A 15,324-nucleotide genomic window follows, 5' to 3' on the forward strand; every position below is an offset into this window, starting at 1 on the left:
ATTAATTCGATAATCTATTTATAAGATCTAAATTTAGTATGAATAAATTTTCTGTTGATTTAACCAATTGTGATAAGGAACCGATCCATGTTCCTGGCAAAGTTCAATCACATGGTTTCTTAATCGCAATAGATAAAGCCAATTTTAACATCACATATATTAGTGAAAACGCCATAAACTTCATTGGAGAATTTGCCAAAAATTTGTTAGAAAAGCCAATTGCCATACTCTCAAATTTTATTGAGCAAAATGAACAAAAGTTTGATATGGAAGATTTATTGAAACTTGGGATTGTTAAAAAAAGTTTTGATGGTGTAAGTCCATATCCTGTAGAAATTAAGGGTAAGCCATTTTATTTGATTATTTCCGCGTCGGTAAATGATTGGCTTTTTGAGTTTGAGCCTGTAACTTTACAATACGATATTCAAAGCTTAATCGGTCGCTCCGCATCCGTAATGCTTCAGGGTAAAAATGTTTTTGCTTTACTAAAAGCAGCTGCAGCAGAGGTAAAAAAACTTATTAATTACGATCGAATCATGATTTATAAGTTCTTAGATGATGGCCATGGAGAAGTAGTAGCCGAGGAAAAGGAAGAAAATCTAGAACCATTTTTTGGTTTGCATTATCCAGCTTCTGATATACCAAAACAAGCAAGAGATTTATATAAATTAAATTTAACCAGGTTAATTGCTGATGTGAATACAGAAGACTCCCAAATTATTACATATAAGCAGAACGAGCCGTTGGATTTAACAAACGGTGGTTTACGAGCGGTTTCCCCAATTCATATTCAATATTTAAAGAATATGGGCATTTATTCGAGTTTCAGTATTTCGTTAATTGCGCATGGCGAATTATGGGGACTCATCGCATGCCATAATTATAGTCCTAAGTTTATTGATTATAAAGCACGGGAAGGTTCTAAGCTTATTGGTGAAATTCTATCCTCTGCATTAGAATACCGTCAAGGTGAGGAAGATTCGGAAACACTCAAGCAATTTAAGGATACAGCCACATTGCTTACGGATTACCTAAACAGGGATAAATATCTTATTGATGCATTAGCTGGCCACGATAGAACACTTTTAAACGTTACTAAAGGCACGGGTGCGGCTATTATTTTTGAGGGCAATTTGAAAACTTTAGGTGTTGTGCCCGATGATAAAGACATTTGGGAGCTTGCCGAGTGGATAAAAACAAACAGTGATGAATCTATTTATTATACACATAGACTGTCAGAAATATTTCATCCAGCAAAAAAATATAAGGAAATCGCCTCTGGTATTTTATCTTGCTCAATAAGCAAAGATCCTGATGAAGTAATGATTTGGTTTAAGCCAGAGCAAATTGCTACCGTAAATTGGGCTGGAAATCCTGACAAGCCAGCTACGGCCTCAGAGAATGGTATGTTAAACATGTCTCCCAGAAAATCTTTCGAAACATGGTCGCAAGTGGTTAGCAACACTTCAGAAAAGTGGTTGAGTGAAGAAATTACATCTGTGTTGCGTATTCGTGAGGTTATTATCACCTATATTAATAAGAAAGCGAATGAGATTCGGTTATTAAATGAGAAATTACAAGCGGCGTATGAAGAGCTTGATACATTTAGCTACACCATTTCTCATGATTTAAGAACACCACTTACCTCGATAAAAACCTATGCAGAATTAATACTTAAAAATAAAAGTATTGATGAAAGTGGTAGAAAAATGTTGGATAGGATTTTAATTGGTGCCGATAAAATGAATTTCTTAATTAAGGAAATTCTCAACTTGGCAAGAGTTGGCCGTTTAGAGATCAATTTTGAAACAGTTAACATGCAATCTTTGTTAAATGAAATAAGTACCGAGGTTTGGGCGGCTTTTAAAGCAGACAATGCCGAACTTATTTTAGGGCAAATGCCAGAACTAAAAGGTGATAAAACAATGATTGTACAGGTTTTTACTAACCTGATCAGTAATGCGGTAAAATACTCTGTAATGGTTGAAAAACCAAAAATAGAGGTTACTGCGTACATTGATGGAGGAGAAACTATATATGCGATTAAAGATAACGGTATGGGAATTGATAACCGTTATTATGACAGGGTTTTTGAGCTTTTTAAGCGCATGGATAATGTTAAGGATATTGAAGGAACAGGGGTTGGACTAGCTATTGTAAAACGAGTTGTAGAAAGACACAACGGACGAGTATGGTTCGAAAGTAAATTGAATGTTGGTTCTACCTTTTATGTAGCTTTTAAAAATAGATAAAATGAAAACGCCAGATATTTTTTACGTAGAGGATGATGTAGATTATGCATTTTTTATGCAAAGTGCGCTACAAGAGGTTAAAGATGATTTAAGTTTAACAATTGTAGAGGATGGTGCTGAAGCCCTAGCACGACTACAGAGCTTTGCTGAAAGTAAAACAAAACCGAAGTTAATTTTATTGGACTTAAATCTCCCAGGTTTATCTGGCTTAGATTTATTGAAATTTATAAGAAATATTCCTTATTTAAAAACTATTCCTGTTATCCTGTTCTCTACATCTGATAACCCCGATGATGTAAAGGCATCGATAGAATTTGGGGCCAATGCCTACCTTACAAAACCTGTTGGTTACGATAACCTTATAAAATGTGTTCATTCTGTACACGACTTTTGGTTTAACCAGCACTTAAGATTAAATTAAACAATACAAATGATATGAAGATTCGAGTTGACTAATTCGAATCTTTTGTTTTTATAACCTTTTAAATATTAGATAAATCCGAAAAATGATTGCCAATTTATTGAGAGTACAAACTGCAGAGTGCCATAAGGAGTTAGAATCTTTAATGTTTGTTAACGAAATTATGAACAATTCCTTAAGCATAGTTGCTTATAAAAAGCTATTAACTATTAATTATATCATGCACCAGAAACTGGAGAACAAATTGGCAAATATGCTAGATGCCAATTTAGGAGAAAAGCTGGGTATGAAGAATAGATTAAAGTTATCGGCATTAGAAAAAGATTTAGCGTATTGGGAAATAGATAGTTTAAGTTTGCCAGGTTTAAATTTTGATTTGTTTATCCCTGAAAAAAATAATGCAGCAATTTTAGGCGCATTGTACGTGCTTGAAGGCGCTACATTGGGTGGAAACGTAATAAAGAAGCATATCTTGGCTAATCCAAATTTTAAAGATGCTTCTGATGGATTAAATTATTATGGAGTTTATGGAGAGGAGTTAGGCACGAAATGGAAAACATTTGTTTCTATATTAAATGAGAGCGTACCAGAGGCCGATTATGAGCAATGTGTGGAAAGCGCTAATCAAACCTTCAATAATTTGATCAACTTATCAAAACAGGTTAACTAAGTTGACTAAATTGCACACTAAAAATTAAAAAAATACATTTGTAATAGTGCTAGGGCATTTTTTCGATTGTGAAAATGTGCAAAACTTCTTTCAAATTAATATTTGCTTTCTGTTGTTAATTCAAGGTAAATATGTATTATTGAAAAAATAAATTTTTTAAACCTTAAAAACATCAATTAGCGATGGAAAAATTCTCAAAAGTTAAAGCTGCTGTTGCTGCGATTGAAGCAGATGTAGAAAAATTTTATAATGCTGGCAATGCAGCTGCTGGTACTCGTGTGCGTAAAGCAATGCAAGATCTTAAAGTTTTAGCACAAGAAATCCGTGCAGAAGTAACTGACAAGAAAAATACTGGCAAATAATATTTCGCGAGTAAGAACAAAAAGGCCCCGATTTTCGGGGCCTTTTTGCGTTTGGTAAAATCTATATCTCGATTTTGGGATATTCTTTGTTTGTCATATTAAAATATTGCAGGTTTATCAGCAACTAAACTAATACAGCGCAAACGTTTGATACATTATTACTTAACCTCGTTCACAATTAAATCAGATTCTACAATAGTGTTATAAAATGCTTGGTTCTCTAAGTTCGGGCTATTAATTAAATCCAAAAGAATATTGGCAGCTTTTTGTCCTTGTAAATAAGGATATTGTTCTACAGATGCCACTGGAGAATGATCTAAGTAACTTATAATGGGCAAATTGGCATAACTTACAACATCGAAATCGTTTATAACATTAAGTTTTTTAAAATATTTTATCAAAAAAAGCGCCACGTAATCGTTAAATGCAACGATAGCGGTCGGTTTTCTTTTATGACTTAAGAATTGATCTGCAGCCTCAATAGTTCCTTTTTCAGTTAAGTCGCAATTTACAACCAAAGATGGATCAAATTTTAATCTATTGAATGTAATTGCTTGCATATAACCGTCTTTGCGCTCTTCACTTGCATATAAAGTGCTCGGGCCATTTATCATTCCAATACTTCTATGGCCTTTTTTTAGTAGATAGTTTACAGCTTTAACAGTTGCACTTTCCAAGCTACAAGCTACATAATGCACATTCTTAAATGGGGGAATTCTATCGAAAAATACAACAGGAATATTAAAGGAGTTTAATTTCTCAAAATGATCAAATTTCGAAGTGTCTTTACTAATAGATACTAAAAGCCCATCTACACGTTGATTTTTCATCTTTTCAACGAGCTTCACTTCTTGCTCATAGTCATCATGAGATTGAGCAAAAATTACGGTATAATTCTTTTTCAGCGCTTCATCTTCAATAGCCGATATTGCAGTAGAAAAAAAATGCTCAGAAAGTTCTGGTAAAATAACACCAATAGTATAAGTTTTTCCTTTTTGAAAAAGGATAGCAGCGTTATTAGGCTCGTAATTAAGTGATTTTGCCAGTTGTTTAATTTTCTCTCTTGTAACCGCTCCAATACTGGGGTGATCATGTAATCCCCTCGATACACTGGAAGGAGAGATGTTCAAAATTTTGGCGATTTCCTTTATTGTTGTGGGTTTCGATTGCATTCTGACGGCTAAACTACATTAAATTTCTTCTACTTGTAATAATACGAAATTAATCAAACGTTTGCGTTGTTTTTTTTCCATCATTTGTTTTATTCAGCATATAAATATCAATACATTCGATAAATCAACTATAAAGGAGATAAGTTATCAACCAAAAACAACTATGAACAGAAGACAATTTGTAAGAAATGCAGGATTAACCACTGCAGCTTTTGCAGCCATTCCAGATCAAACTATTTTTGCATCACAAGCTGATGAAAAAATTAAGGTAGTGATGATTGGAGTAGGAATGAGGGGCCAAAACCACTTAGATTTACTTTTGAAGAGAAATGATGTAGATCTTATTGCTATCTGCGATGTTGATGATAAAATGCTGCAAATGAGCAAGGCTATTATTGCTAAAAGTGGTAAGCCAATGCCGAAGATCTTTACAGGTGATGAAAATGCCTGGAAGAAAATGCTAGAACTTAAGGGCATTAAGGCAGTTATAATTGCAACACCTTGGGAACTTCATAAACCTATGATTATAAGCGCTATTGATGCTGGTATTAAGTATATAGGCACAGAAGTAGCCTTGGGTATAAATTTACAAGATCATTGGGATGTGGTACACGCTGCAGAAAAGAGTGATGCACACGTAATGATGTTAGAAAATGTATGCTACCGAAGAGATGTACTAGCTGCATTAAGTATGGTTAGAGCAGGTATTTTTGGAGAGATGATCCATCTTCAAGGTGGCTATCAACATGATTTAAGAGAAGTGAAATTTAATGATGGCATTAATCCTTATGGCAATGGGGTTGAATTTGGGGAGAAAGGGTTCTCAGAAGCTAAATGGAGAACAAATCATTCAGTTCATCGTAATGGGGATTTATACCCCACTCATGGCGTAGGGCCAATAGCACAATGCATAAATATTAATAGGGGTAACCGGTTTTTAAAATTAAACTCATTCGCTACAAAATCTCGTGGATTACATAATTATATTGTAGAGAAAGGTGGAGCAACACACCCTAATGCGAAAGTGAATTTTAGGTTAGGGGATATTGTAACAACCACATTAGATTGTGCAAATGGTGAAACCATTATTTTACAGCACGATACAAATTTGCCAAGACCTTATTCTCTTGGATTTCGTTTTCAAGGTACAAAGGGGTTATGGATGGATGTAAATAAAAGCATTTATGTTGAGGGTGTAAGCAAGCCTCATGCTTGGGATAGTGCGAAGGAGTGGTTGGATAAGTATGATCATCCACTTTGGAAAAAATATGGTAATGATGCGCAAGGTGCCGGTCACGGTGGAATGGATTTCTTTGTGATTCATGCTTTTATCGAAGCCGCAAAACGCAATGAACCAACACCTTTAGATGTTTACGATGCAGCTGCGTGGAGTGCAATTACGCCTTTAAGCGAGCAATCGATAGAAATGGGCAATGAAACTATTGATTTTCCAGATTTTACTGGTGGAAAATGGATGAGCAGAAAGCCAATTTTTGCTTTAAATGATGATTATTAGATTACAAGATGAATACTTAAAACAGTGTAAATGTTGATTTTACAGCAAGAAATAATTGTTTATTTACAATAGCACTTACTGTAAATCATCAAAAATTTTTATTAAATTTACATTAGGTTAATGCTAATAATGTTATTTTGAATTATATAACTAAAGCTTAATTTTGAATCATTCAAACTGTTTCCTTCGTCCTTTTTGTGTAAGACATTTACTTTTCTTAACTCATTTTTTATAAATCGATACATGTATAAAGAATTAGAAAGTAATTTTTTTCTTTTAGTTAAATCGAACAAGGAAAAGGCGTTTCAATTAGTATTTGATGCTTATTGGGAAACGCTATACAAGCAAGCATTAAAAAAAATCCACTCAAATGATCTTGCTCAAGATTTAGTTCAGGAAGTATTTATTTGCTTATGGGATAAAATAGATCTACTTGATGCTGAGAAAAGTGTTCTGGCTTATTTATATGCAATATTACGGAACAAGGTTTTGAAGGTTTATGAAAAGGATGAGGTGAGTTTGAGATATGCAATCAATGTGACAGCAAAAGAATCTACAGCACATATCCATTCACAAAATATTCTTCTTGAAAAGGAACTCAAAAGAATAATCGATTTAGAAATCGAACGCATCCCGCCGCGTATGAAGGAAATTTATATCCTCAAAAAAGAAGATGATCTTTCAATTAAAGAGATTGCCGATAACTTATCACTATCTGAACAAACTATCAAAAATCAGCTCCAGAGTGCTTACACTCGCTTAAGAATGAGAGTTAAAGATTACGATTCTTCATTAGCCTTACTTGCTATTTTTATTGCTAAACATCTCTAAAACGAGGTGTTTTTACATTTACTAGCTATCCATAAGTTAATAAGTTATTTTTCTGTAAAGCGTTACTTTAATATCCTCAACTATTAAATTTTTAAAAAAAAGATTAAGTAGTCTAGTACTTTTCTTTCCTCCATCGGATACCTAATAAACGCCATTATTTTGAACCAAGACGAACTATCTCAGTTATTAATTAAATACAATAATCAAACAGCTACTCCTGATGAGAAAAGAGTTGTTGAGGATTGGTATGACCGAGTGAATGATACCCAACCCACTATAGAGCATGAAGATTACTTTACAATAAAAAACAAAATTTTTGAGAAAGTAAAGCATCAGCTGGCTTCAAATGCAGAACCCGTAAGAAAAAACAAATTAAAATTGTTTCGTAACGTGTTTTTAAGAGCTGCTATTTTGTTATTGGCTTTAGTTGGAGTTTCTTATTATTTTATTACACGAACTGATTCGAAAATTTTCGACGATCATTTAGTTTCTACTAAAACACATATAAAACCAGGTGGTAATAATGCCACACTTCTTTTGGCAGATGGCTCGCAAGTTATTTTAAATGAAGCGGTTGATGGACAAATTGCTAATCAGCCAGGCGTTAAAATTACTAAAACGAAAAGTGGAGAATTAATCTACAGTTTTATTGATGATGCAAATACTCAAGAGGTAAAATATAATACGGTAACTACGCCAAGAGGAGGGCAGTATCATTTAATATTGGTTGATGGTACCAATGTTTGGTTAAATGCAAACTCATCAATAAAATTCCCTACAGTGTTTGCAACTGATAATCGTAAAGTAGAAGTAACTGGTGAGGTTTATTTAGAAGTTTCAAAAAATAAGTTGAAACCATTCTTTGTAAGTACAAATCAATCAGAAATTAAGGTTTTAGGAACACATTTCAATATCAATGCTTATGATGAAGAAGAATATCAACGCACTACTTTACTCGAAGGATCTATTGAAATTACAAAAGGCAATGTTAAACAAGTACTCCTACCTAAACAACAAGCAAATATTAGCAAGTATTCTAATGTAATAAAACTGAAAGAAATAGAAGATTTAGATGCAATCATAGCATGGAAGAACGGCTATTTTCAATTTGAAAAAGCAGATTTAAAATCAGTAATGAGACAAATTTCAAGATGGTATGATACTGATGTGAGTTATAACGGACAGATACCAAACAAGGAATATAGCGGTAAAGTACCAAGAAATGTTGAAGTTAAAAAGCTAATTGAAATGCTATCCTATACGGGGATTTATTGCAAGATAGAGAAAAACCAGATAACTGTAAACCCTAAATAAACAACCAAACCAATCTAATCCTTAAAAAAAATATTGTTATGAAGAAAAAATAACTAAGCCGTAAATGCCAACTGATTAATCTGCCGAAAAAAAACGAGAAGTGTTCGTACCACTTCCCGTTATAATTTTGGGATTAACAATCCTATTCAGAAAATCTGTACTAGGAAAACAATAAGTTATCTAAGCTATAATGTTTTAAACCCAAATTCAAAGTTATGAATTTTAATACATTCAACACAACTGTATTTCGTATACAGTATCATCCCAAAAAATTACTATTAGTAATGAAGCTAACAACAATACTTTTACTCGCAACCCTCTGCCAGGTTAGTGCAAGTGTTTATAGCCAAAACATCACATTGAAGCAGAAAAACGTTTCAATAAATGCCGTATTTAAATCAATAGAAAAGCAAAGCGAATATGTTTTTTTATACGATAATTTGGAATTATCCAATGCACAAAAAATTACAATTGATGTTAAAAATGCTTCAATTGATCAGGTTTTAGATTTGTGTTTTAAAAATCAAGCCTTAAGTTACAAGATTTTTGAAAAAACAATTGTGCTCAGAAAAAAAGATCAATTAACCAAGCCAGTATTATTTGAAATTATTAGAGGTAAGATTTTAGATGAAACTGGATTGCCGATTATTGGCGCAAGTATTTTGGTTAAGGGTACCAAAATTGGTGCAGTAACCGATGTTAATGGTAATTTTAGTATCAATACAAGTAACGGTGCCGTTTTAGTGGTATCGTATATTGGATACGAAGCCCAAGAAATAAACATTGGAGAAAGTAAGAATTATACTATCTCTTTAAAACCATCTGAAAATAGTTTAAATGATGTTGTAGTAACTGCTTTAGGTGTAAAAAGATCTGAAAAGTCCTTAGGCTATGCCGTTCAAAGAGTATCAGGCGAAGCATTGAATACGGTAAAAGGAGTAGATTTAGGTACATCACTAACTGGTCGTGTTGCGGGTTTAGTAGTAAAAAACTCCACTGAATTTAACGCCAAGCCAACGCTTGAGTTAAGGGGCGAAACAGCTATTTTGGTTGTTGATGGTGTAGATTACGATAATTTAAGCCTTCGAGATATTCCAACTGACGACATCGAGAGTATCGATATTCTTAAAGGTCCGACTGCATCGGCACTATATGGCGCCAGAGCTCTTGGTGGTGTATATTTAATTACCACAAAAAAAGGAGCGGCTGGTAAAGGTTTTTCTGTTGATATAAATAGTAATACCATGTTGCAACTTGGTTACTTAGCTATACCAGAAGTGCAATCATCTTATGGGCGAGGTACTTATGGTGCCTTGGATAACGATTATGTTTGGGGCCCACGCTTAGACGTTGGTAATACCGGCAGAGATTGGAATCCAGTAACCACACAATATGAAGATGGACGGCCATTAAACTCAGTAGGGAAAGATAATTTGCGCAATTTCATGAGTACTGGTGTGGTAGCCAATAATAATATTACCGTTGCACAAAGTGGAGAAAACGGTAGTTTTAAAATTGGTTTAAATCACATTTACAACAAGGGGCAGTTTCCTAATCAAGAACTCAATAGCTTTAATTTAACCAGCGGTGGAGAAATAAAAGTGAATGATAAATTCAAAATAGAGAGTCATTTTGGTTTGAGCCGCCGTTCTGCTCCCCAAACCTGGGGAAGTGGTTATGGAAACCAAGGTTATCTGTATCAAATTGTAATGTGGACAGGAACTGAATATGACATTAGAGATTACAAGGATTATTGGAAAGTACCTAATCAAACTCAGAATTGGTTGTATACCAATTGGTACGATAATCCATATCTAATTGCCAACGAAAAGCTTGTTGGAATTCAAGAAAATACAGTAAACGCAAGTGTAACAGCAAATTATAAATTTACACCAGATTTAAATTTAATGTTGCGATTAGGTTATGATAATTATAATAATCGAAATACTCAACGTAACCCAACGGCAAATATTTATTCTACACGTGGTGGTTGGGATGCAAAGGGAATGTATTATATAAACGATGAAAAAGGATACAGTACCAGTAACGATTTAATTTTAACTTATACAAAAAAAGTAAATAAATTCAATTTTGACGTTTTAGCTGGAGGTAACTTTTTTCATAAAGAAGATGAAACCTTATCTGGCAATACTCAGGGAGGTTTAATTTCTCCAACTTTTTTCTCATTAAGAGGTTCTGTTCAGCCAGTAAGCGTTGGCCAAAGTTTCTCGCCAAAAGAGACTAGCAGTATTTACTCAAGAGCATCTATAGGATATAATAATGCTATATTTTTAGATTTTACCGGAAGAAACGATTGGATTTCCACTCAACCAAAATCTACAAGGTCTTATTTTTATCCTTCAATAGGATCAAGTGTGGTAATTTCCGATTTAATCAAAATGCCCACATTCGTAGATATGTTTAAGTTACGTGGATCTTTCGCGGTTTTTAAAACCCCCGCTGAAATTTTTGCGATAAATAGACCTTACAGCACTTCGGCAAATGTTTGGAATGGGTTAAATTCAGCCAGTTATTCGTCATCCCTATTAGGAGATAGCGATGTGTTACCAAGCTCTGCACGTACTTGGGAAATTGGTACTGCTGGGTATTTGTTCAAAAAGCGCTTACATTTTGATGTAGCTTATTTTAATAAATACTACTATAATCAGCAAACGTATGCGCCCATACCATCATCATCTGGTTTTACAAGTAAATTAGTTAATACTAATGAAACCTATACCCGCCGCGGATGGGAAATTACTGTGGATGGAGATGTAATCAAAAATGAAAACTTTAATTGGAATTCCCAAATAAATTGGTCAAATCAGCACCGCTATTACGATAAATTAGATCCAGTTTATTCGCCTGATGAATTGTATGTTAAAAAAGGCGAGCGTCTAGATACTTACTTATCTTCTTATTGGCTAACGGATCCTAATGGGAATGTGATCCATGAAAATGGTTATCCAGTTTCGAGTGATTATGATAAAAAATATGGATACAGCGATCCCGATTTTAGCTTTGGTTTCATCAATAACTTTAGGTACAAGAGTTGGAATTTAGGGTTAAATATTGATGGCAGAATAGGCGGATTGATGTATAATTACATTTATGATAAAATGTTCGATTCGGGAACAAATCCAGAAACTGATAACCAATTTCGTTACGATCAGGTAGTTAATGGGTTAACCAATTATGTAGGTGCTGGAGTTAAGGTGGTATCTGGATCTGTTACTTATGATAAATATGGAAATATAACTGCAGATAGCCGTAAATATGCTCCAAATGATGCAGAAGTAGCTTACCAAGATTATGCTCAAAATTTTAGAGGTGGCGATATGGGTATTCAAAAGGAAACATTTGTAAAGCTTAGGGAAGTGTCACTAGGCTACAGTTTTCCAACTAAATTCGTTTCTAAATTAGGAATGAGAAGAGCTTCAGTTTCCATTACTGGTCAAAACCTACTATTACTAACTGGATTTAAATTTTCCGATCCTGATGTTGATACGGAGAACTTAAATGCGCCATCTCAACGATTGCTAGGTTTTAATGTCAAAATCGGATTTTAATAATTCACCTTATTTAAACATGAAAATGAAAAATTTAAAATATATAATCCTTGTTCCACTTTTTGGGATTTTTATAAGTGGATGTAAGAAATATGAGGATATCAATAATAATCCAAATGTAACCAATCAGGTAAATTCTGCACTTTTGGCAACCAACATGATTTTAAGCATTACCAGAAGTGACATTTCTACTCAAAAATCATTCATGCAGCCCTCTCTGCTAGGAAAGTACATCACTTGGGGCGAGGGACAGGAAAGCTTTCAGTATAATCGTTTAGGAAGAGCAGATTTCGGAAGAATTTCACTCTTGAGAAGTATTGAGCCTATGGTAAATTATGCTCCAAGCGATAAATTGCGCAGTTCTTATGAGGCACTTGGTCACTTTATAAAGGCATGGCAGTTTTTTCAAACTACTATTCAAGTGGGCGATATTCCATACAGCGAAGCCGTAAAAGGTGAAACCGATAATATTTTAAAACCTAAATACGACACACAGAAAGCAGTATTTATTGGCATATTAAGCGAGCTTGATCAAGCAAATACATTATTCGCTGCAGGAACAAAATTCGATGGAGATCCAATCTATAGCGGTAGTGTAGATCAGTGGCAACGTTTAACCAACAGCTTTGAATTATTTGTGCTCATTAACTTATACAAAAAAACTGCCGATGCTGATTTAAAGGTAATAGAAAAATTTAAAGAAGTAATGGCTAGGCCTTTAATGAGAGATTATACTGATAATTTTGCTTTAGTTTATAGCGCAACCGCAAATCAAAATTATCCATGGAGCGATGTTCCAGCAGGTTCTAATCCATCGGTAAGATCAAATTATATCATGCTTACCACAACATTTCTTAACCCATTAAAAACATTAAACGATAGGCGTTTATTTTATTTCGCTAAGCCATCGCCAGTAAAAATTGCAGCTGGTTTAACTCAAAGCGATTATAATGCTTACATAGGTGCAGAACCATCAAACTCTTTTCCCGATTTACAAGTGATGAGGGTTGCAAAGGATTATTCAGATTTAAATAATCGATACTCGCAATTGGTAAATGCAGAACCTGTGGGGGTTTTTAATTATTGGGATTTGCAATTTGTTTTGGCTGAGGCTACAGTAAGGGGATGGATTACTGCAATACCAGCACAAACCTACTACGCTGCTGGTATTAAAAATTCGATGAACTTTATCGTGAAGTACACACCTGATGTGGCTGATTATAATCATGGCGTAAAATTGGATGATGCCTATATTGCTGCATACCCAGCATCAGTGGGCGTAGCCTTAGCTGGTACAATTGAACAGCAAATTGAACAAATTATCACCCAAAAATATTTAGCTAACTTTTTACAGGGAAGTAAATATGCGAGCTGGTACGAAAATCGCAGAACTGGTTATCCAGTATTTAAATTAAATTCGACAACGAATTTAAATATACCTTCGAGCAAGTTCCCATTACGTTGGTTGTATCCATCAAACGAGCTGAGTTACAATCCCGATAATGTAACAGCTGCAATTGCAAGTCAATACGGAGGAAACAATGATTATAACCAAACCATGTGGTTATTGAAGTAAAAACCTTGTAACGAATTACATTTATTTAAAAGCTCCAATTTTTTTGGAGCTTTTTTATTTTGCTTTCCACTGACGCTATTATTTTAATGATAGCCAATCTAATGCGTAAATTGCCCGAAATTTTAAATTAATGACTGCTGTATATTTTATATTTATTTTAATTGTTTTTGTCCTCATAATCATAAACTTACCTGTCTTCGGCAGGTTGCCCAAAGGTTTGCGGTCAGAGAAAATTCATCAACTGGCAAATTATAGAGAGGGTGCATTGCAAAATTTATCCGTAACACCCATGCAACCTGAGGGTGTTAGTTTTTTCAAAGTATTAAAAGCTTTTTTGTTTAAGAAACAACCTAATAAAATTCCTTTGAAACCATTGCCATTTGTTCAGCCAGATTTAAATGGATTACCCAAAAGCAGTTCGCCAGAGATTATTTGGTTCGGGCACTCTTCCTATTTAATTAAGGTTGATGGCTTGAGAGTTTTAGTAGATCCAATTTTTAGTGCAACTCCATCACCATTTTCTTTTATCGGTAGCAAGGCCTTTCCCGGAACAAGATTTATAAATGCCGAAGATTTTAAAAATATTGATGTATTATTGATTACACACGATCATTATGATCATTTGGATTACAGTAGTATTTTAAAAATCGCTCCAACAGCTAAGCAGATAGTTACGTCTATCGGCGTTGGTTCTCATTTAGAAAGATGGGGAATTTCAACGGATAAAATCAATGAACTTTGCTGGAATGAAACTACATCATCATTAAATGGCTTGAAATTCACAGCTGTTCCGGCAAGGCATTTTACGGGCAGAAAATTCAAGCGTAACCAAACCCTTTGGTCGGCTTTTGTATTGGAAACGGCCAACAATAAATTATTTCTTGGTGGCGATTCTGGGTATGATACTCACTTTGCTAAAATAGGGGAGGAATACGGCCCTTTTGATTTGGCTTTGCTAGAATGTGGGCAATACAATGAAATGTGGCCATATATTCACATGTTTCCAGAAGATTCGCTAAAGGCTGCAAAAGATTTAAAAGCGAAAATTATGATGCCTGTGCATTGGGGTAAATTTAGCTTGGCCATGCATACTTGGGATGAACCCATAAAAAGGATTGTTGCTGAAGCAGAAAGAATTAATTTTCCACTGATCACCCCGAAATTGGGTGAAACCGTTGTTTTGGGCGAATATCAACCAACAAAGCAATGGTGGATTGAAGAATAAAACTAAACAATATTTCGCTTTGGGTGTTTAAATTCTAAAATCAAATAGAATATGAAAACCGATCTTGTAGAAATTTTTCAAACCATCAGAGCCAGTGTACAACCTTATGCAACACGTGGATATACCGTGCATGAAAATTCTGAAAGTGGTTACGATCTCTATAGCGAAAAAAATATTGAAATTGGGGGTGAAAAAGTTACCGAACGTTTTTTCGTTGGTATATACATTAATGGCGAAGCAGTAGAATTAAAATTGAACACTACGGATTTTTCTGCCTCAAATCAGCACCTTGATAGCTTTGGCGATAATAAAGCAGGATTAAAAATAGCGCAGCTTGATGATTCGAAACTTAAGGAAGTGGAAACACTTGTAGAGATTATTCATACCAACTTCAAGGAAAAAGGATGGATTTAAAG

The 15,324-nt window shown here is 34.3% G+C and carries 12 protein-coding genes; 11 read left to right on the top strand and 1 reads right to left on the bottom strand.

Going from position 1 to position 15,324, the window contains the following annotated elements:
• Nucleotides 1-38: 38 nt before the first annotated feature.
• From EZ449_RS18130 to EZ449_RS18145, 4 genes are all read left to right on the top strand, one after another.
• Nucleotides 39-2,252 (top strand): ATP-binding protein, encoded by a 2,214-nt coding sequence (locus EZ449_RS18130; RefSeq protein WP_131561532.1) that lies wholly within the window; start codon nt 39-41, stop codon nt 2,250-2,252.
• 1 nt (nt 2,253) lies between these two features.
• Nucleotides 2,254-2,673, top strand: a complete 420-nt coding sequence (locus tag EZ449_RS18135) for a response regulator (RefSeq protein ID WP_131561535.1) — start codon at nt 2,254-2,256, stop codon at nt 2,671-2,673.
• A gap of 85 nt (nt 2,674-2,758) precedes the next feature.
• Nucleotides 2,759-3,343, top strand: a complete 585-nt coding sequence (locus EZ449_RS18140) for a biliverdin-producing heme oxygenase (protein WP_131561537.1) — start codon at nt 2,759-2,761, stop codon at nt 3,341-3,343.
• Nucleotides 3,344-3,525: 182 nt separating this feature from the next.
• Entirely contained in the window at nt 3,526-3,705 is a 180-nt protein-coding gene (locus EZ449_RS18145; protein WP_116249844.1) for a histone H1, read from the top strand.
• Nucleotides 3,706-3,863: 158 nt separating this feature from the next.
• Here the strand turns inward: EZ449_RS18145 and EZ449_RS18150 are convergent, their stop codons facing one another.
• Nucleotides 3,864-4,877: a LacI family DNA-binding transcriptional regulator gene (locus EZ449_RS18150; RefSeq protein ID WP_131561539.1), complete on the bottom strand. Its 1,014-nt coding sequence runs from the start codon at nt 4,875-4,877 to the stop codon at nt 3,864-3,866.
• Nucleotides 4,878-5,040: 163 nt separating this feature from the next.
• Here EZ449_RS18150 and EZ449_RS18155 point away from each other — a divergent pair, with 163 nt between their 5' ends.
• From EZ449_RS18155 to EZ449_RS18185, 7 genes are all read left to right on the top strand, one after another.
• Nucleotides 5,041-6,393, top strand: coding sequence for a Gfo/Idh/MocA family protein (locus EZ449_RS18155; protein ID WP_131561541.1), 1,353 nt, complete (start codon nt 5,041-5,043; stop codon nt 6,391-6,393).
• Between the two features lie 243 nt (nt 6,394-6,636).
• A complete protein-coding gene (locus tag EZ449_RS18160; protein WP_131561543.1) occupies nt 6,637-7,224 on the top strand; it encodes an RNA polymerase sigma factor in 588 nt (195 codons plus the stop codon).
• A 159-nt stretch (nt 7,225-7,383) separates the two neighbouring features.
• Complete coding sequence (locus EZ449_RS18165) at nt 7,384-8,538, top strand: FecR family protein (protein WP_131561545.1); 1,155 nt, start codon at nt 7,384-7,386, stop codon at nt 8,536-8,538.
• A 284-nt stretch (nt 8,539-8,822) separates the two neighbouring features.
• Nucleotides 8,823-12,107, top strand: a complete 3,285-nt coding sequence (locus tag EZ449_RS18170) for a SusC/RagA family TonB-linked outer membrane protein (protein WP_205943032.1) — start codon at nt 8,823-8,825, stop codon at nt 12,105-12,107.
• Nucleotides 12,108-12,132: 25 nt separating this feature from the next.
• Complete coding sequence (locus tag EZ449_RS18175) at nt 12,133-13,683, top strand: SusD/RagB family nutrient-binding outer membrane lipoprotein (RefSeq protein ID WP_205943033.1); 1,551 nt, start codon at nt 12,133-12,135, stop codon at nt 13,681-13,683.
• A gap of 334 nt (nt 13,684-14,017) precedes the next feature.
• Nucleotides 14,018-14,908: an MBL fold metallo-hydrolase gene (locus EZ449_RS18180; RefSeq protein WP_225872364.1), complete on the top strand. Its 891-nt coding sequence runs from the start codon at nt 14,018-14,020 to the stop codon at nt 14,906-14,908.
• A 51-nt stretch (nt 14,909-14,959) separates the two neighbouring features.
• A complete protein-coding gene (locus EZ449_RS18185; RefSeq protein ID WP_131561549.1) occupies nt 14,960-15,322 on the top strand; it encodes a hypothetical protein in 363 nt (120 codons plus the stop codon).
• Nucleotides 15,323-15,324 lie beyond the last annotated feature (2 nt).

The sequence above is a fragment of the Pedobacter frigidisoli genome (assembly GCF_004331675.1).
In the GTDB taxonomy this organism is placed as follows: Bacteria; Bacteroidota; Bacteroidia; order Sphingobacteriales; family Sphingobacteriaceae; genus Pedobacter; species Pedobacter frigidisoli.